Raw genomic sequence first — 17,414 nt, 5'->3', positions numbered from 1 at the left:
CTGCGGGATCAGTCTGGACTGTCTTTTCCATCGCTGTCTGCTTCGGGGTGGACAGAAGGGGAAACCAGAATTTCGCGCGAAGCCGAAGGCGTGAGCTCTTCGGAAAGAATAAACGTTCTTGATGGATCGATTACCGGTTCGAGTTCGTCGAACGGCGCTTCTTCTGGAACGGCGATATCCTGCGGTTCCGTTTCAAAGCCGGACGGTCGCAGGAACGCGGCCATTTCCTGTTCGTCCCAGGTGCGGGCGGCGCGAAAGACATCGCGCACGATCTGCATTCTGGGCGAAGGGACGCCTTCTTCATAAATTAAAAGTGCGTCCGCAAGCAGGTGACTGTTGAGAAGAACGTGAAAAACAAACGGATCCTGCGTGGGCTGCAGTTTTCCTCTGGCGCCCAGAACGATCGGGCGCTCAATCATGGAAAGCGAGGGAGCCAGTCCATCTGGGTCGTTCAGGAGTTTTTCCAGCCGGTCGATCCAGACGGCTTTCAGACAGTTTTCGCCTTTGAGAATGCTCAGCGCGTGAAAGGCCATCTGATACTGACGGATGAGAAGCGCTTTGCACTGTCGGGGGCTCAGTCCCCGGCTTCGAAAATCCGAAGCGTGCCGGCGTGCGAACGATTCGGTTAACGGATGCGCCGCCAGCCGTGCGGCCTGACGGACGCTTTTCGCACTCCAGCGGGCGTCGCTGGCTTCGAGCTTTTTCATGAACGCGGCTTCGGAAAGCGCGCAGCGCCGGCAGATCGTTTCACGCAGCGTGTCGAGTTCCTTCTGATCCAGATGGGAGGAGGCCGCAAAGCGATAGAAGCGTGCGGGATGGCGAAGCGGACCTTCGGTGCTGGAAAGCCGCCTTGCGATGTCTTCTTTGCGCATGAGTCCTCCTTTCCATGAATCGTCTGACGCAGACTATCGATATTTGAATGGAATCGTATGCGGGCAGATCTCTGAAAAAACTATAATCGACAGGCAAAGTTCTGCTCCATATTTTTGCCGCAAATTTCCGGAGAAAACCGAAAGCAGCTCGCGCTTTCCGGAAAGCCGTCTGGCCGGTTCGAACGGGGCGGCCCGGGAAAAATAAATCGATTTCGAGGTTAAGCGCTTGCCCGATTCGGATACAAAAAAGGGACGATAATTATTGCTTTGAAAAGCGATAATATTTTTGGATTACCGGCCAAAATGGTATAAAGTATCGAAGAAACGATAAGAACCCGCCTGTTCAGCCCTTCGTTTGCGAAGGGTGGAAAGCCGAAATGATGAACCCGTCCGAGAATTTGCAGATCTCTGTGAATCTTTGAGCGACTCATACGGCGCAGGCGGTTTTTATTGGGATATGATTCTGATAAAAGAGGAGGAGCTTTGTAACCATGGCTAAGAAAATTATCCAGGTTGAAGAGAAGGTTCCAGGCAGACTGCTTTTCCCGCTTTCCCTCCAGCATCTGTTTGCGATGTTTGGAGCGACTGTACTGGTTCCGTTTATCTTCAACATCAACCCGGCCATCGTTCTGTTCATGAATGGCGTGGGTACCCTGATGTACATTGCGATCACCAAGGGAAAAGCGCCGGCTTACCTTGGCAGTTCGTTCGCGTTTTTAGGACCGGCACAGATCATCATCGCCAAGTGGGGCTATTCCTACGCCCTTGGCGGATTTGTTGCGGTCGGCTTTCTCGGATGCATCATTGCGTTCATTATCAAGAAGTTTGGAACGAAATGGATTGATATTGTACTTCCCCCGGCGGCGATGGGTCCAGTTGTTGCTCTGATCGGTCTTGAACTGGCCGGCAGTGCAGCCAGCACCGCGGGTCTGGTCGGCGATGCCGTCAGCGCCCATAACATTATTATTTTCCTGGTAACCCTCGGCGTGGCCATCATCGGCAACGTCTGCTTCCGTAAATTTTTCTCGATTATCCCGATTCTGATTGCGGTTGTCTGCGGCTATCTCACAGCAGTATGCCTGGGCGATGTGGATTTCTCTCCGGTTATGCAGGCCAGCCTGTTCCAGATGCCGAATTTTCAGTTCCCGAAATTTGAATGGGGCGCGATTCTGACGATGCTGCCCGTACTGCTCGTTATCACTTCCGAGCACGTTGGTCATCAGATCGTCACCAGCCAGATTGTCGGCCGCGACCTGATCAAGGATCCGGGTCTCGATCGTACGATTTTCGCGGATAACTTCTCGACCATGATTTCCGGTCTCGTTGGGTCGGTTCCAACAACGACCTACGGCGAAAACATCGGCGTTATGGCGCTGACCGGCGTCTACTCCGTCTACGTTATTGGCGGTGCCGCGGTTCTCTCCATTCTCTGCGCCTTTATCGGTCCGCTCTGCGCACTGATTCAGTCCATTCCTTCCGCAGTGATCGGCGGCATTTCCTTCCTGCTTTACGGTATGATCGGCGTTTCCGGTCTGCGTATTCTCATCGATGAGAAAGTGGATTACTCCAACACCGTAAACATGATTCTGACCGCTGTTGTCTTCGTAGTCGGCCTGTCCGGCGTAACAATCACGCTTGGCGATGTCAGCCTGTCCGGCATGGTTCTGGCTGCAATGACCGGCATTCTGCTGTCGCTTCTGTTCTTCATCTTCGACAAGTGCCACCTGCTCAACGAAAGCTCCCGCGAGCCGCAGGATGAAATGAAGGTTCTTGACGAAGTCATCGCAGAAGAAGACGCGCACAAAGCCGAAGCTGCAAAATAGTCCGCCTCATTTCAATTGAATAGAAAACGGCCCAAAGCCGTAAAAAGAACGCCCCGCATGGATTTGCGGGGTTTTCTTCTGGGCAAATGGATGAAAAGAAATCACTACGGATGGAAAAATAAAGCCATGAATACTCGAGAGATTACCAATCTGACGATTGAAGAAAAATTTGAAGTGACCATTTCGCTGATTTTTCTTGGCGTTGGTCTGTTCTGTCTGTTCTTTCCGCAGATCAGCGCGGATTCCATCATGATCAGCGCCGCCATTCTGACGAGTGCATCTGCCGTTCTGCTTCTGTATCAGGCGATTCGCTACCATCGCACGATGGATCTGCTCAAGGCGCTGGCCGCCGGCATTCTGGCCGGGGTGTTCTGGAGCTGGAGGGCAGAAGGCGTGCGGATCGTCTGTCTCGTCTTTGCGATTTACATATTCGCGATCAGCGTGATCGTCGCGCTTGAAGGCGTCTTGGATCTGCGCGAAAAGTCGAAAACCGGATGGAGCTTTATTCTGTTCGGTCTCGGTGACTTTCTGATCTGCCTGTTCGCGCTGCTGCTGTATACGCGCGATCCGTCTTTAGTGCAGCGTCTGAGCGGCGTCTATCTGGTCTGGCAGGCGATTCAGATGTTTGTAGAACTGTACGTCTTTCATCATCACAAAGGTTCGCGTGCCTGGTCCTTTCGCCGCTGGAGTTCGCTGCCGGTTTATCTGGTCGCCGTCGGTCCAAGCCTTGTTCTGCGCTATGCGCGAAAAAAGAATCTGAGTAAAAAGGCGTTCACTTCGGTAGCCAATAAAAACGACGACCCCGTCAACCTGCGCGTCTTTATCCATTCCGGTCTGAAAGGCGACAAGCAGTTTGGTCATATGACCTTTTCCTACAAAGGGGTCATGTTTTCGTATGGCAACTACGATCAGGAAGACGAAAAGCTGTTTCGTACGTTTGGTCCGGGCATTCTGTTTACCGCACCGGCGGATATTTACGTCAACAACAGCTGCGTCTATGAAAATTCGATTCTGTTTGAATACGGTCTGCACTTAACCTCAGAACAGGAGGAGCATCTCGTTTCGCTTTTAAAGGACGTCTTCAAGCCGGCCTATCGCTGGTACAGTCCGCTCTTTCAGGGGCCGGTGACAAAAGAGCGCTTCAAGACGTACGAATCCGATTATGCCAGCCGCCTGGAATGGAGAACCGGCGCGAAGTTTTACAAGTTTCGCACCGGCATCTGGAAAACCTACTGGGTTTTAGGCCGCAACTGTTCGCTGTTTGCCTCCGATCTGCTGCATCAGATCGACTCGTCCATCGTCATTCCGCGCGGCATCAACACCCCGGGCGAATATTTTGAATACTTTGAAGAAGCCATTCAGGACCCCGACAGCAACGTCATCTGCCAGTCCTGGCATTCCGCTTCCGATCCCGACACGCTTTATCCGGCAGCCCTGTAAAGACAGGGCTGTTTTTTAATCGGCAATTCGGCGATGGGGGCATCCTTGAGGGCGTGGACGCTTATTTTCCGGCTTTTGGACCTTTCTCTTTCTGCTTTCGTCTTCGGCGGGCGATCAGCCGCTCAAAGCTGCCGCTTTCAATGAATTCCGCCAGCGTGTACTGATCGAGCATTGTTACCGTGCAGGCCAGCCCCTGCGCCGCTTTTCGATAGCGTTCCTGCAAATGGGCGGGAAGAACCATATAGGCCAGACGCAAAGAGGACGACAGCGATTTGGAAAAGGTGTTGATGTAGATGACTTTTTCCTGCGCATCCTGCGCATACAGCGTCTGCAGCGCCGGTCCGTTCTGGAAAAATTCAGAGTTGAAGTCATCTTCAATCAGATAGCCGCTCTTTTCGGCAATCCAGCTGAGGTAGCGCTTGCGCCTCGATGCACTGGCGACGATGCCGTCGGGATAGCTCGAAAAGGGCGATACCTGCAAAAACTGGGCAGAGGAGTTTTGCAGGGCGTCGGGCTGAATGCCGTTTTCATCCAGCGGCAGAGGATGGAGCGTTGCGGACATGGAGGCGTAAATATTTCGCATGGCGGGATAGCCGGGCGCTTCAAAGGCCACGTGAAATTCGCCTGCGAACATACGGGCCAGCAGAACGTACAGATCCTGCGCGCCCGAGGCGATGACGATCTGATCGGGATGCACCTGCAGATGGCGGCTGTTGTGCAGATAGAGCGCGATGACGTTGCGCAGTCTGGCACTGCCCCAGGCGGGAGATGTCTGCATCAGATAGTCCTGATCGCGGCTCATGACCAGGCGCATCGTTTTAAACCAGAGCGAGGAAGGAAAATCCGGATCGCTCTTTTTTTCATCCGGCGCCAGCAGATGCATCTGAAAGTTTTCCGGGCGGTTTCGACGGTTCCCTTCCGAAACGAAGACGCCTTTGCGCTCCCGGGTTTCCACGTAGCCTTCCTGTTCGAGCAGATCGAGTGCCTGTTCGACGGTAGAAAGGGAGACGTCCAGATCCATTGCCATCGTCCGTTTGGACGGAAGACGGGTGTGTTCGGGGAAATGGCCGGACTCAATATCCTGGCGAAGATGGAAGTACAGGCTCTGAGCGAGCGGTTTTTTGAGGGGGTAGCTAATCATCTGGTCTGCTCCTTTATTCTTTTTCTGAACCTTTTGATCAGTTCAGATCTGAGTATACTAAACGCATGACCGGCCAATCCATGAGAATATGCATACAGAAGCAATCGTCGACGCATGGATCCTGTACGGCATGTAAAAAAGATCCCTTTGTCTGTTTTGCAGCACAACCGTGCCGCAAAACAGACAAAGGGATCCGTTCGATCGCTTTAACGCAGATCTATGATCCATCCCAAAGGACTGTGCAAAATGCAGACAGTCCCCATAAGAAAGAAGGTCTTTTCCATGCATCTTTCCACCCCCGCAAAATCCAGTACGGCCCGTCCGTTTTCCGTTCTCTGGCTGACTACCTGTGCCATGTTCATGGCGCTGACCATTATGCTCTCAAGCTTTGGTGTTCCCGTTCCGGGCGGCAAGCTGTACCTTTGCGACATTGCGATTACGACCGCGGCCATCCTGCTTGACCCCCTTGGGGCCATGCTGGTGGGAGGCATCGGTTCCTTTTTAGGCGATGCCATCTTCTATCCCGCTCCGATGTTTGTTTCACTGGTCGTTCACGGCCTGCAGGCGTTCGTGATCAGCTGGTGCGCCCACAACCTGTTTAAGAACAAACCGTTTTACGGCGCTTTAGTCGGCGTGATTCTGGGCTGCATCATTCTGGTCGGCGGCTATACGCTGGGCAAAATCTACGTGTATTCCAACTTTGAAACGGCCATGCTGAAAATGCCGTATGAAATTGCGCAGGGCGTTCTCGGCGCAAGCTGCGGTCTGCTGCTGACGTACGGCATGGGCCTGCGCAAAATCTTCATGCATATGGCCTCCCGCTCACACGCTTCCCGGATCTGATCGAAAGAGGGGACAGCGTGTACATTGGCGATGTGTATTCGCTATATAAAACGGAATATAAAACGGAAAATTGTCCGTTTTGAAATACTGTTATTCCCGGGCCTCCTTGAGGCTCTTTTTTTCACCCAGAACGAGAAGGCAGCGCAAAAAAAGAGCTCGCTTTTCAGGAACTCTTTTCTGTAATGCATTATAAAGCCGCGGCTTTCTGCTTTCTAAAGGATCGATGGATCTGTTTTGTCCCTTAGAAAGAAAAGGGGACGAAGCCATCGGATTTGAGGAGTTTTTTTCTTAAAGGGGAATTTCTTCCATGCTGTACCAGGCGATGTCTTCCTGCTTCCAGCCGAAACGGTTCAGAGCCTCGTATTCATCGTGGCTGGTCGTAAAATGATGTGCACCGCTTTTTGCATTCGGGTTGTAGACGCGATAAAGCGGTGTAGACGATCCGGCAGCGGAATAGAAAGCGATGCCTTCATTGTTCCAGCCCAGTTTGACCAGCCGTTCTTTTTCCTGAACATCCGTTGTGTAGTGATGATCTCCGGCATTTGGATTATACAGTCTGTAGATCGCGTACGGACTTTCTTCCGGGGCAAGCCAGTGTGAGGTTTCTTCTTTCCAGCCGATTTTTCCAAGATAGTCTTTTTCCTTTTCGTCGCTGGTAAAGAAATGTTCGCCGCTGTTTGGATTATACAGACGGAAAACGGTATCGGTCGGGGCCGTAACATAGACGTACTGCTTTACATCAAGCGCAATATCCCGAACGACCAGTTTCTTGCCTGGAAAAGCCGCTTCCAGTTTTTTCATATCTTCTTCCGTATATTTCACATCGACATACACGTTGGTCGACCCTGGAGCGACCGCCTGCCAGTTGCCGGCCCCATCCATGGTAAAAACTTCGGGGTGATCGGGGATGACTTGCAGGCAACCTTCTACTTCTACGCCTTCAACCGGCTCAAGGGAAAACTCGATTTTCCCGTTTTCTTTCCAGTTTACAGTTTCGATGGATTCCAGATCGATGCTTTCCAACTGAGGAGTGATATCGATCTCTTCTTGTTCCCCTGCTGCCAGAACGGGTGTACCGCTTGCTCCAGCAGCAAGAAGCAGGGCTAAAGTACCTTGAAACAAAACGTTCTTCTTCATGTTGATTCCTTTCTAATTTCCATAGAAGACAATACCGTCATTCTGCCATCCGGTGGAGACAAGATAATCTTTTTCTTCTTCAGAAATAGTATATAAATGAGAACCTGTAGTCGCATTAGGATTGTATAAGCGATAGACTGGATAACCAGTTAAATCTGTTCCCCAAGCAATTCCTTCATAAAGCCAGCCTGAGTTTTCCAGGAAGGTACGCTCATTTTCGTTCATCGTGAACAGATGATCTCCGGCATTAGGATTATAAAGCTGATATACGTTATAGCCGGCATCATTTCCAAACCATGCACAGTTTTCATATATCCAGCCAGCACTCATAAGCGAATATACTTCTTTTCCTTTGGCTGTATAGTAATGCTCTCCACTATTGGGGTTATATAGACGGAATACAGACTGAGTACGCATATTCCAAGATGAAATTGTTGAATATTTTTCATCATTGATACGAACTCCAAAATTTCCTGTATCTGATCCATATCCATGTACGCCTACAACCTGGTTTGACTGATTATAGATCGGGCTTCCGCTTTGGCCGCCCGTTGAATCAAGATCATAGTAAATGAAATCCTGTGTAAGAGATTTAATGCTTCCTGAGATTGTCCACATATTATGGGAACGAGTGACCGTTTTTACATCAGAAGGATATTCTGAGATGGAAATCTGGGTACTTGTCGAGAGGCTTTTACTTAGTGAAAGAGTACCGGTCTTATACCCAATAGGCTTTTCCAGTTTGATAATTCCAATATCATCCGATGTTTCCTCGTTTGATGTCCAATTGTTTGGGACAATGAGTCTAGATGCAACAGCGGATCCATAAGGGGTTTTTAGTTCTGTTTGACCAGGATAGACAGTTACTTCTTTTGCCCAGCCTCTTTCCAAATCGTAAAGACAATGAGCACTCGTCAGGACGGTATCTTCATCGATTAAGCAGCCAGAGCCCCTATAGTTTTTTTCTTCGCCTCCTTCTTCAAAAACCATGTTCAAAAATACAATGGATTTGAACGGGGCTACTTCTGTGTTTTCTACGAGAACACGATCGTCATTGCCAATAATGTTCTCTGCGTTTTCCAAAGTGCCTTGTGTTTTGGAAAGAGTTGTACCTTCGGATACGGGACCAGAACCATGCTCAGTATTATGGATATCCCAGGCTTTTGAATCATTTGAAGCTTCTTCTTGAGCGGCATAAGCGTTGATGGGCATAGCCAGTATTAATGCAGCACACATCAGGGAAGAAGCAAATTTCTTTCTCATATAATAATTTTCAGTACCTAACAAAGGAGACTAGTTCACTAGGGTTACCTGTGTCTCGAAAATAGTTCTCTCTATGCCAGCATGAAATCGTTCAATTCATTGGCTAATATCACGACAGGGTGACTATATAGAAAGAAAGACTGAGCTTATTTAATGATTTTATTTTCTACCTTGTTATCCCTCCTGTTCTTTTTTGTAACAAAAGGGATTTGTCCATTTGATCCAGTAATAGGAATCGACACTTTAGTTGCTGATTGTCGATTTCTGGGGGTTTTACTGCATATACACAAAATGAATGGATGCTAATACATTCGAGGAGAGGTATAGCCTTTGATTAGAATAAGCTGCCAGTTTCTTTGCTAATAGAATCCTTTCTTGGTTATAGTTTATGGCTGATGTATCCGCCTATCAAGATTAGAATTTAATTTTTAGACAGTTTAATATTTTTATACATTCATTTTGAAATTTTTAAAAGAAAACTACACCCCGTAAGGTGGACACGAAAGTGTGCCAGCCTATTTCTTTTACAGGCTATAACTACCAGTATTGATAGTTTTCCTTTTGCATCTGCTCCATACTCTCTGCGTATACTGAGACTGTATGAACTATTCAGCCATCGTTTTAGCCGCCGGCAAGGGCAGCCGCAGCGGCCTTTCCTATAACAAAGTTCTCTATTCGTATCAGAACGAGCCCATTCTTATGCGCAGTCTGCGTCTTTTTCAGTCGGATCCCGATTGCCGGCAGATTGTTGTCGTATGCGCCCAGAGCGAGAAAGAAGAATTTGAGACACGCTTTAAATCGACAGGGTGTGAATTCGCGATCGGCGGAAAAGAGCGGCAGGATTCCGTTCTGGCCGGTCTGAAGAAGGTTCGTGAACCGTATGTGATGATCCATGACGGCGCCAGACCGTTTTGCACGCGAGCCCTGCTTGAACGGATTAAAACCGCGCTTCGCTATGCCCAGGGCGTCATTCCGGGGGTGGCTGTGACGGATACGATCAAGCAGGTGGATGAAAACGGCATGGTCATCGCAACGCCCGTCCGCTCCACGCTGCGCGCGGTGCAGACCCCGCAGGCCTTTGCGACCGAACAGATTCAAACGGCGCTGGAAATCGTGCGCGAAAAGCACTGGCAGGTCACCGACGATGCGCAGGCGATGGAACTGGCTTTGCAGATTCCCTCATATGGCGTGGAAGGCGATCCGGAAAACTTTAAAGTGACTTCCCGCCAGGATCTCGAACGGCTCGAAGAGCGTGAGAAATTTCGAATGGATGAAGCCGGCTGAAGCGCAGATCTGCAGAAATACCGAAATGCAGAAACGGGCTAGATCAGCCCAAGCTTCACGGTCTGGCGCGCTATCGCTTCGTTCAGCCGGTACGCATTTATAACAGAAACACAAAAAGAACCGTTTTTCAGACGGCCAGAGCCTGGATTTGAGGCTAAGGCGGTCAAAGGAAAAACGGTTCTTTTGTTTTTGAACAGCTAAAAAAGAGAACTGGGCGATCCTAAAATTCTTCTCTGGAAAGAAGCCGTCCGGAAAGCCAGAAGGACAGACACAGAAGGCCAATACAGAGAAGGGTGGCGATTACGCCCAGAACCAGGGCGTGTGACAGGATTTTCTGAACAGCCTGGGGATGTTCCGTCAGATAATCCATGAGCCAGATGGAAGCCAGCGCAAGAAGAGCGACGGCGATCATCAGCGCCTGAGAAGCGGCCTGTTTAAACCGGATATAAAAAGGAATCAGAATCGCGGCAAGCAGAAGGCAGATGACGGAGGCAAGCCAGACGAGAAGAAGCAGTTCGTTCATCGACAGATCCCGCTGAAGACAGGCAATGCCAAAGCACACCGCCATGGTCATGGCCCAGCAGGCCAGCACAAACAGATACTTCTCGAATCAGATAGTCCTTGCGGGAAAAGGGAAGCGTAAAGAGAAAGCGGGCGGATTTGCCGGAGACGCCTTCCAGTACGCGGCGCGTGGAGAGGATGGTCAGAAACAGCGGGAAGTAAAGAATCAGAAAAGAGGACTGGCCCGAAAACAGAAAGCATACGATCAGAAACGCCATCATGAGCAGAAACCGCTTCTGCGATTTGAACCAGATCCAGTCGGATGTCCATAAGCCTTTCATAAAATTATTCCTTTCTTCCATCGGCCGCGATCAGCAGCAAATCGTCAATGCTACCTTTGGCCGCGGGATACTGCGGATAGTTGTCCTGATAAAACTGTCGATCGCTCACAAGCACGCGAACGGTATTTCCAAAGGGGGCATGGGCGAAGACTGCGCTCTTGTCGAGGGCCTCATACTGCGCTTGATCCAGAGTGAGTATGCCCCATTCTTCCTGAAGCTCGTCGACGTTTTCGTGCAGGCACAGGCGGCCGTCGTGAATCATCCACAGATCGTCGCAGAGCGTTTCGAGATCGGAAGCAATATGCGAGCTGACCAGAATGGAGCGGCCGTCTTCCATCATGTACTCCTGCAGCAGGCCAAAAATTTCCTGTCGGGCTGCGATATCGAGGCCTGCAGTCGGCTCATCGAGAAGCAGAAAGCGGGGATGGTGGCTGAGGGCGGCGATGACTTTGCTCATGGCGCGCATGCCGTTGGAAAACGCGGAAAGCGGCTTGTGTTCGGGCAGACGCATTTTCGAGATCAGTGCCTTCCAGTACGGCCAATCAAACGTGGGATAGTACGCGGCCAGAATGCGGGCAATGTCGCTCAGACAGAGCGTTTCGGGAAAGCCGCTGTCCGCAAGCACGACGCCGATCTGCTGCTTTACGGAAACCGGAAGCGTTCCGGTGTTTGGATCGAGCAGGGAGATTGTTCCCTGTTCGGGCTTTTTCAGACCGAGAAGCAGGCGGAAGAGAGTCGTTTTGCCGGACCCGTTCAGGCCGACCAGAGCGGTCATGGATCCTTCTTTTAAATAGAAATCGTCGATCTGCAGCGTGAACGACGGAAAACGGCAGAGCGCATTTTGAATCTGAATCATGAGAGGTCTCCTTCCAGAAGCAGATGAACGATTTCGAGAATCTGTTCTTTGGAAAAATTCATTCGCAAAGCTTTTTGAATGGCGGCTTCAAAGGCGTCTTCTACCTGCTTCTGCATTTCTTCCTGGATCACGTTTCCCGAGATTTTCTCGACGAACGTGCCTTTGCCCTGAACCGTTTTGACAAAGCCTTCCGTTTCGAGAAGGTCGTACGCCTTTTTCACGGTCAGCGCGGAGATGTGGTATTCGCGGGCGATGGCCCGAATGGAAGGAAGCAGTTCGAGCGGTGCTAATTTCTGCTCCTTGATCTGCAGACGGATCTGATCGGCGATCTGTTCGTAGATCGGCGTCATGGAAGAGGGAAGTATTTGCAAAAGCATAAGCCGTGTCCTTTCCGGAATCCCTGTCCGGTCTGGATTCCTTGCGTAAACAGTATAGAACAGTTAAACAGTTGAAGTAAACACAATATAACAGCACAAACACATTTTCGAGTACAAACACATTTTCGAGACGTTCGAGTCGGCGCTCTCGGCCCTCAGCTCCTTTCTGCGTTTTGGGAGAAAGGGGCTTGTCCTTTCTGCTGGAGGCAAAAGCAGAATCAGACATCTTCTTTGCTACATATTCCGGAATCTTGCAGGGCGGTAAGAGAAGTACCCCAGACATTAAGGAAATGTTCAGACGTCGTTTTTGATCGGTTTCGATTCCTTTTCTACAATACGGGTATGACGCCACTCAAATACGATTCGCCAACTTCCCTTACTCAAGGTCTGTCTGCCGCGCAGGCATCTAAGGCCAAACCGAACACGATGGAAAACCGCCATCAGGAAAGTACGGGCGAACTGATGCTTTCTCAGTTTTTTACCTTTTTTAATATCGTCAACTACATTCTCGCGGGCCTGATTATTCTGACGGGCAGCTATCGCAACCTGCTGTTCATGGTTGTGGTGATTTCCAATACGCTGATCGGTCTGATTCAGAAAATCCGCTCGCGCCGCACGCTCAATAAGCTCGCGCTCATTCATCAACAGACGTATTCCGTTTTGCGCGATGGGAAATGGGAGCCGCTTCCGGTGGATCAGATCGTGCAGAACGATATCCTCCGTCTTTCGAGCGGCGCGCAGATTCCGTGCGACTGCCGCATTCGCGAAGGGTTCTGCCAGGTGAACGAATCGCTGCTCACCGGCGAATCCGACGCGCTCGATCGAAGCGCCGGTCAGGATTTGTACGGCGGCTGCTTCCTGGTCAGCGGCAGCGTGCTTGTGCAGGCTATCGCGGTCGGCGACGATCAGTACATGGCCTCGATTTTGCACGATGCGCGCAAGGATAAGGAAAGAGTGTCCCAGCTGCAGGAAATGCTGGATATGCTGATCAAGTTCTGCACGCTCATGCTCGTTCCTGCCGGCGTTCTTCTCTTTCTCAAACTGTTTTTCTACACCCGGCTGCCGCTCAATTCGGCCATTCTGAATACGTGCGCGTCGGTCATCGGCATGATCCCGGAAGGGCTGATGATTTTAACGTCGACCGCTCTGGCGGCGGCTTCGGTCAAGATGGCCAGACAGGCCGTGCTCATTCACGATCTGTATTCGGTCGAAAGTCTGGCGCGCGTCGATACGCTCTGCCTCGATAAAACCGGAACGATTACCAGCGGCAACATGCACGTGCAGGCGTTTCTTCCTCAGGGAGAGGAAACGCAGGAACAGCTGAAACAGAATCTGGCGGATCTGTTTGGATCGCTTGGCGATGACAATGTGACGGCCAAGGCGCTGCGGACGGCTTTGCAGGACTGGCATTCCCGCCAGAAAGCGGCCCGGACGTTTCCGTTTTCGTCCACAGCCAAATGTTCCGGCGCTGTCTTTGGCGATCAGACGTACCTGATTGGCGCCTACACCTTTCTGTTTGCTCATCCCGATCCGGCCGTGCTCGATCAGATCGAAGACTATGCCGCCAGAGGGCTGCGCGTTCTCGCCTTTGCCAAAGGACCCGAACTGTCTGCTCTAAAAAAAGGGGACTATACCCTTTGCGGTCTGATTTTAATCGAAGACGAACTTCGCCCGGATGCCCCGCAGATTCTCGATTACTTCCGTACGCAGGATGTGTCGATTAAAGTCATTTCCGGCGACATGGCGCAGACCGTGCAGGCGATTGCCGGCCGGGCTGGCGTAAAGGGAAAGACGATCGACATGCAAAACGTCTCAGACGATCAGATTGAAGACGTGGTCTCTGCTTATTCGATTTTCGGCCGCGTCAGTCCGGTGCAGAAAAAATTGATGGTCGAAGCCTTGCAGAAGCAGGGGCATACCGTCGGCATGACGGGCGATGGCGTCAATGACGTCATGGCGCTCAAGCAGGCGGACTGTTCCATCGCCATGGGCAGCGGCGCGCAGGCCGCGCTGGCGGTTTCTTCCTTTGTGCTGCTCAACAACCAGTTTTCGGTTTTGCCGCGCATCGTGCTCGAAGGCCGTCGCGTCGTCAATAACATTCAGCGCACGGCGTCGCTGTTTCTGGTCAAGACGATTTTCTCCTTTATTCTGTGCGTGCTGACGGTGCTGTGGATGCGTTCCTATCCGTTCATCCCGATTCAGCTGACGCTCGTTTCCTCTTTAGGCACAGGCATTCCGGCGTTCATTCTTACTTTTGAAAACGATACGAAACGCATACAGGGCAACTTCCTGGTCAGCGTGCTTTCGCGCGCCACGCCCGGCGCGCTGAGCGTCTGCCTGTCGATTGCGACGGCCTACATTTTATATGTCACGCAATGGATTCCTATGGATCAGGCGGCGTACCAGACGATCTGCACCATTCTCGCTTCGGTCAACGCGATCGGCGTTCTTTACTGGATCTGCCGTCCGCTTTCGCTCGTGCGTCTGCTGGTGATTACGCTGTGTGCAGCCGGCTATGCTGGGGTCATGGTTTTCGTGCCGTCTCTGTTTTCGCTGGCCGCACTGAATCCGATGCAGCTGATTGCGGCCGGCGCCATCGCCCTTGGCGAGCTGTTTGTGCTTTCGCTTTTGCAGAAAGCCGACTGGCACCATCTGTACGCCCGGTTTCTGCCTTCCTTTCTGAAGGAAGAAAAGCAGATTCTGGCCCGGGAATACGCGTGTGAAGAAGACAGGGATTGCTAAACAGAAAACGCACTGAAAACAGGCCAATTATGAATTGCCATTGTAACAAAAGCCTCTCTTCTTCCCTCTATAAGACAGAATTTGTATAAGGTTGACGTTAAGGAAGGCTGGTTTCTTTTTTTTCTATCACAACAAATGATTTGAAATCGGGAGAAAAACAATCCGCCTGATTCAGTTTCACTGAGTAATGGATCTGGAAATATTTATCCCAGAAATTAACTGGATCACCAGAAATGTAAAAATAGAGACGTCCATAATGGTAATTAACAGCACCAAAACTGTTAACTTGTATTTCACCATTTATGTACATCTCTATTTCACTACGAACAGTGGCCAATGGCGTAATTATCGAAATCGATACTGAAAAAATCGAAAAAGAAGAGAAATACGACGGATATTATTGCGTTGCTACTGCCCTGGAGTGGGAAGAATCCGAAATTCTCAAGGTATGTTCGCAGCGCTGGAAAATTGAAGACTGCTTTCGAATTATGAAGACGTATTTCGATGCACGCCCTGTGTATCTTCAAAAAGACGAGAGAGTTAAAGTCCGCTTCCTGATCTGTTACATGGCATTAATGGTTTTTCGAATTCTAGAGAAGAAGCTGGATAATAAATTTACCTGTTGCGAAATCATATCTTCATTACGATCATTCAACTATTACGACCTGTCTGGCCAAGGATACAGTTATGCGTATGAGCCAACAGAACTCACTCGAAGCCTGGCTGAATTAATCTCATTAGACCTGAACAAAACTTTCCCCACCACCAGACAAATGAAGAAAGTTATACGAGAAAGCAAAAACAAAAAGTGCAGCTACAAATCGGCATAAAACTGAAAGGCGGTATCGACTTTAGATAAAGTAGATACCGCCTTTTTATCCAAAAGAACTGGCAAAGACTGGACTGTATCCAATAGGGAAAGGCTACGTGAATTAAAATATTCGCTACCGCCTCTATTTATATGTATTGTCGTTCCTATGTGTCAGCTAGTCAGTGACGCGGATGGACTGAATGACCTGATCTTCGACGGGTTTGTCGAGGAAATCGGTGCGGGTCATGGCGACTTTGTTTACGCCTTCCATGCCTTCGGTTACTTTACCGAACGCCGCATACTGTCCATCGAGATGCGGAGCATCGGCGTGCATGATGAAGAACTGGCTGCCGGCCGAGTCTGGACTGGCGGCACGGGCCATGGAGAGAACGCCGCGGGTGTGCTTGATGTCGTTTTGCGGGAAACCGTTGGCTTTGAATTCGCCGTGAATGGAATAGCCGGGGCCGCCGGTTCCGTTGCCTTTCGGGTCGCCGCCCTGAATCATGAAGCCCGGAATGACGCGGTGGAAAATCAGGCCGTCATAAAAGCCTTCGTTGGCGAGCTTTTCGAAGTTTTCGACGGTTTTCGGCGCTTTGTCCGGATAGAGCTCGCCCTTGATGATGTCGCCATTTTTCATGGTGATGGTAAAGTGTTTTGCCATAAGTACCTCCCAAGCCTTCGGCTGTGTCGGTTTTATTTTATACGGAAAATCGTTCAGGAGAAGAACGAGCCGCTTTTCCTTTTAAAAGAAAAAGAAAGTCCTGTCCTGCGCGGAGTACCGGTCAAATGGATGAGACTGAGATGCGTTTTGGCAGGCTTTGACGGATCGTTTACAATATTAGGATAAAAGCCGCGCGCTGCGGCAAGGAGGCCCTTATGACTGAAAATCGAGTACTGCTTTGCGCCCTGAGCGATCCCATAAATAATCCCCAGTTTTCGCAAAGCTTTGTGCGGGCGCTGCAGGACGCTGGCATCGAAGCCGAACTGGCCCGTTCGGCCATGGAGCCTCTTTCGGCGCAGGAAAAAGCGGAAGAGTTTAATCAGGCGCTGCGCTCCATGCGCTATTCCTGGATTTTTGACCTTTCCGGCGGCAATCTCGCCAATACCGTACTGCCCTGGCTGGATTACGACGCCTATCGTAAATCGGATGCCTACTATGCCGCATTTTCGGACGGTACCTGCATCGTCAACGCCCTGTCGACGTGCGCGCATAAAAAAGCGCTGCTCTTTGGGCTGTGGCAGCAGGAAAACATGAAGCAGGCGGTGGACATTATTGAAAGCGGCCGGGCCAGCTTTGATCTGATGGAGCTCAGTCAGGATTATTTCCCGCGCCACGCGCGCATTTATGGAGGCAACATGCGCTGCCTGCTCAAGCTGGCGGGAACCGGAAGAATGCCCGCTCTGGAAGATTCCTATCTGCTTCTCGAATCGTCTTCCGCGGATTTGTACAGCTTCGAATCGATGTGTGCGCAGATGGCGCAGACCGGACTGTTCACCGATTTGCGCGGCGTCATTTTCGGCCGCTTTAACCGTCTGGAAAAACAGTTTGAAAATACGGAAGACGCCTGGAAGGCAATGGGTGAAATTCTTCAGGCGTACTGCGATCAGCCGCTTTCCTTTTTTGGAGCGCCGAGTTTAGGCCATCTGCCCAACGGGCAAGGCATCTGGATCAGCGCCGGCTGGAAAGAAGAGCCGGCCAGAGCAGAAGAGGCTTCTCTCGAAGAACGCTCTGAAGACGAGACGACGGAGGCAGAAACCGCATCTGAAGGCATGATGGAGCAAGCTGAGCCGGCAGGCGAAGACACGCCGGCAGAAAAACAGCCGCAGACAAGTGAGAGCGCCCAGCCGATTGAAACCGTTTCTTCGATCGAAGAGATCGAGACCGTTGAAGAACTTCCCAAAGAACGTATGGATTCGGAAGAAGAAAGTTCGGAAGAAGAAAGTTCGGAAGAAGAAAGTTCGGAAGAAGAAAGTTCGGAAGAA

The 17,414-nt window shown here is 50.7% G+C and carries 15 protein-coding genes and 1 pseudogene; 7 read left to right on the top strand and 9 right to left on the bottom strand.

Annotated features, from left to right (window positions below; all coding sequences use genetic code 11):
* Window positions 1-8: 8 nt before the first annotated feature.
* Complete coding sequence (locus tag ACLUYS_RS00385; protein WP_230267129.1) at window positions 9-872, bottom strand: hypothetical protein; 864 nt, start codon at window positions 870-872, stop codon at window positions 9-11.
* A 491-nt stretch (window positions 873-1,363) separates the two neighbouring features.
* Here ACLUYS_RS00385 and uraA point away from each other — a divergent pair, with 491 nt between their 5' ends.
* Complete coding sequence (gene uraA / locus ACLUYS_RS00380; RefSeq protein ID WP_230267130.1) at window positions 1,364-2,695, top strand: uracil permease; 1,332 nt, start codon at window positions 1,364-1,366, stop codon at window positions 2,693-2,695.
* Window positions 2,696-2,821: 126 nt separating this feature from the next.
* Window positions 2,822-4,135: a hypothetical protein gene (locus tag ACLUYS_RS00375; RefSeq protein WP_412658600.1), complete on the top strand. Its 1,314-nt coding sequence runs from the start codon at window positions 2,822-2,824 to the stop codon at window positions 4,133-4,135.
* 61 nt (window positions 4,136-4,196) lie between these two features.
* Here ACLUYS_RS00375 and ACLUYS_RS00370 read toward each other — a convergent pair whose 3' ends face one another.
* Window positions 4,197-5,276, bottom strand: coding sequence for a PLP-dependent aminotransferase family protein (locus ACLUYS_RS00370; protein WP_230267132.1), 1,080 nt, complete (start codon window positions 5,274-5,276; stop codon window positions 4,197-4,199).
* Between the two features lie 282 nt (window positions 5,277-5,558).
* Between ACLUYS_RS00370 and ACLUYS_RS00365 the strand changes: the two genes are divergently transcribed.
* Window positions 5,559-6,119, top strand: coding sequence for an ECF transporter S component (locus tag ACLUYS_RS00365; protein WP_230267133.1), 561 nt, complete (start codon window positions 5,559-5,561; stop codon window positions 6,117-6,119).
* Between the two features lie 288 nt (window positions 6,120-6,407).
* Here the strand turns inward: ACLUYS_RS00365 and ACLUYS_RS00360 are convergent, their stop codons facing one another.
* Both ACLUYS_RS00360 and ACLUYS_RS00355 read right to left on the bottom strand, forming a co-directional pair.
* Window positions 6,408-7,256 (bottom strand): hypothetical protein, encoded by an 849-nt coding sequence (locus ACLUYS_RS00360; protein WP_412658599.1) that lies wholly within the window; start codon window positions 7,254-7,256, stop codon window positions 6,408-6,410.
* A 12-nt stretch (window positions 7,257-7,268) separates the two neighbouring features.
* On the bottom strand, window positions 7,269-8,519 hold the full coding sequence (locus ACLUYS_RS00355; protein WP_230267135.1) for a trypsin-like serine protease: 1,251 nt from the start codon (window positions 8,517-8,519) through the stop codon (window positions 7,269-7,271).
* A 600-nt stretch (window positions 8,520-9,119) separates the two neighbouring features.
* On the opposite strand from ACLUYS_RS00355, the gene ispD reads away from it, so the two are divergent.
* Window positions 9,120-9,803, top strand: coding sequence for a 2-C-methyl-D-erythritol 4-phosphate cytidylyltransferase (gene ispD, locus ACLUYS_RS00350; RefSeq protein ID WP_230267136.1), 684 nt, complete (start codon window positions 9,120-9,122; stop codon window positions 9,801-9,803).
* A 220-nt stretch (window positions 9,804-10,023) separates the two neighbouring features.
* On the opposite strand, the gene ACLUYS_RS00345 is transcribed toward ispD, so the two are convergent.
* The 4 genes and pseudogenes from ACLUYS_RS00345 to ACLUYS_RS00330 all read right to left on the bottom strand — a co-directional run bounded on the left by ACLUYS_RS00345 (window position 10,024) and on the right by ACLUYS_RS00330 (window position 11,878).
* The gene (locus tag ACLUYS_RS00345) at window positions 10,024-10,401 is read right to left on the bottom strand and encodes an ABC-2 transporter permease (protein ID WP_412658605.1); all 378 of its coding nucleotides are present in this window, start codon (window positions 10,399-10,401) and stop codon (window positions 10,024-10,026) included.
* Between the two features lie 22 nt (window positions 10,402-10,423).
* Window positions 10,424-10,645 (bottom strand): annotated as a pseudogene (locus tag ACLUYS_RS00340) (ABC-2 transporter permease); the annotation flags it as partial.
* 4 nt (window positions 10,646-10,649) lie between these two features.
* Window positions 10,650-11,501, bottom strand: a complete 852-nt coding sequence (locus ACLUYS_RS00335) for an ATP-binding cassette domain-containing protein (RefSeq protein WP_412658598.1) — start codon at window positions 11,499-11,501, stop codon at window positions 10,650-10,652.
* Window positions 11,498-11,878, bottom strand: coding sequence for a GntR family transcriptional regulator (locus ACLUYS_RS00330; protein ID WP_230267139.1), 381 nt, complete (start codon window positions 11,876-11,878; stop codon window positions 11,498-11,500). Before ACLUYS_RS00330 ends, ACLUYS_RS00335 begins: the two co-directional genes overlap by 4 nt.
* 342 nt (window positions 11,879-12,220) lie before the next feature.
* On the opposite strand from ACLUYS_RS00330, the gene ACLUYS_RS00325 reads away from it, so the two are divergent.
* Together ACLUYS_RS00325 and ACLUYS_RS00320 are read left to right on the top strand one after the other, a co-directional pair.
* On the top strand, window positions 12,221-14,620 hold the full coding sequence (locus ACLUYS_RS00325; RefSeq protein WP_412658597.1) for an HAD-IC family P-type ATPase: 2,400 nt from the start codon (window positions 12,221-12,223) through the stop codon (window positions 14,618-14,620).
* Between the two features lie 329 nt (window positions 14,621-14,949).
* Entirely contained in the window at window positions 14,950-15,450 is a 501-nt protein-coding gene (locus tag ACLUYS_RS00320; protein WP_412658596.1) for a transposase, read from the top strand.
* 156 nt (window positions 15,451-15,606) lie between these two features.
* On the opposite strand, the gene ACLUYS_RS00315 is transcribed toward ACLUYS_RS00320, so the two are convergent.
* Complete coding sequence (locus tag ACLUYS_RS00315) at window positions 15,607-16,092, bottom strand: peptidylprolyl isomerase (RefSeq protein ID WP_230267142.1); 486 nt, start codon at window positions 16,090-16,092, stop codon at window positions 15,607-15,609.
* Window positions 16,093-16,307: 215 nt separating this feature from the next.
* On the opposite strand from ACLUYS_RS00315, the gene ACLUYS_RS00310 reads away from it, so the two are divergent.
* The coding region (locus ACLUYS_RS00310) for an LD-carboxypeptidase (protein WP_412658594.1) at window positions 16,308-17,414 on the top strand (1,107 nt) is incomplete at its 3' end.

The organism is Allobaculum sp. (assembly GCF_047010065.1).
In the GTDB taxonomy this organism is placed as follows: domain Bacteria; phylum Bacillota_I; class Bacilli_A; order Erysipelotrichales; family Erysipelotrichaceae; genus Allobaculum; species Allobaculum fili.
Note: the sequence above shows the minus strand (reverse complement) of the source record. Positions and strands in the feature narration are given on the sequence as shown.

What these genes read in the sequence shown, in the direction of transcription:
- ACLUYS_RS00385 (WP_230267129.1), bottom strand. Translation starts at nt 872, where the DNA reads ATGCGCAAAGAAGACATCGCAAGGCGGCTTTCCAGCACCGAAGGTCCG.
- uraA (WP_230267130.1), top strand. Translation starts at nt 1,364, where the DNA reads ATGGCTAAGAAAATTATCCAGGTTGAAGAGAAGGTTCCAGGCAGACTG.
- ACLUYS_RS00375 (WP_412658600.1), top strand. Translation starts at nt 2,822, where the DNA reads ATGAATACTCGAGAGATTACCAATCTGACGATTGAAGAAAAATTTGAA.
- ACLUYS_RS00370 (WP_230267132.1), bottom strand. Translation starts at nt 5,276, where the DNA reads ATGATTAGCTACCCCCTCAAAAAACCGCTCGCTCAGAGCCTGTACTTC.
- ACLUYS_RS00365 (WP_230267133.1), top strand. Translation starts at nt 5,559, where the DNA reads ATGCATCTTTCCACCCCCGCAAAATCCAGTACGGCCCGTCCGTTTTCC.
- ACLUYS_RS00360 (WP_412658599.1), bottom strand. Translation starts at nt 7,256, where the DNA reads ATGAAGAAGAACGTTTTGTTTCAAGGTACTTTAGCCCTGCTTCTTGCT.
- ACLUYS_RS00355 (WP_230267135.1), bottom strand. Translation starts at nt 8,519, where the DNA reads ATGAGAAAGAAATTTGCTTCTTCCCTGATGTGTGCTGCATTAATACTG.
- ispD (WP_230267136.1), top strand. Translation starts at nt 9,120, where the DNA reads ATGAACTATTCAGCCATCGTTTTAGCCGCCGGCAAGGGCAGCCGCAGC.
- ACLUYS_RS00335 (WP_412658598.1), bottom strand. Translation starts at nt 11,501, where the DNA reads ATGATTCAGATTCAAAATGCGCTCTGCCGTTTTCCGTCGTTCACGCTG.
- ACLUYS_RS00330 (WP_230267139.1), bottom strand. Translation starts at nt 11,878, where the DNA reads ATGCTTTTGCAAATACTTCCCTCTTCCATGACGCCGATCTACGAACAG.
- ACLUYS_RS00325 (WP_412658597.1), top strand. Translation starts at nt 12,221, where the DNA reads ATGACGCCACTCAAATACGATTCGCCAACTTCCCTTACTCAAGGTCTG.
- ACLUYS_RS00315 (WP_230267142.1), bottom strand. Translation starts at nt 16,092, where the DNA reads ATGGCAAAACACTTTACCATCACCATGAAAAATGGCGACATCATCAAG.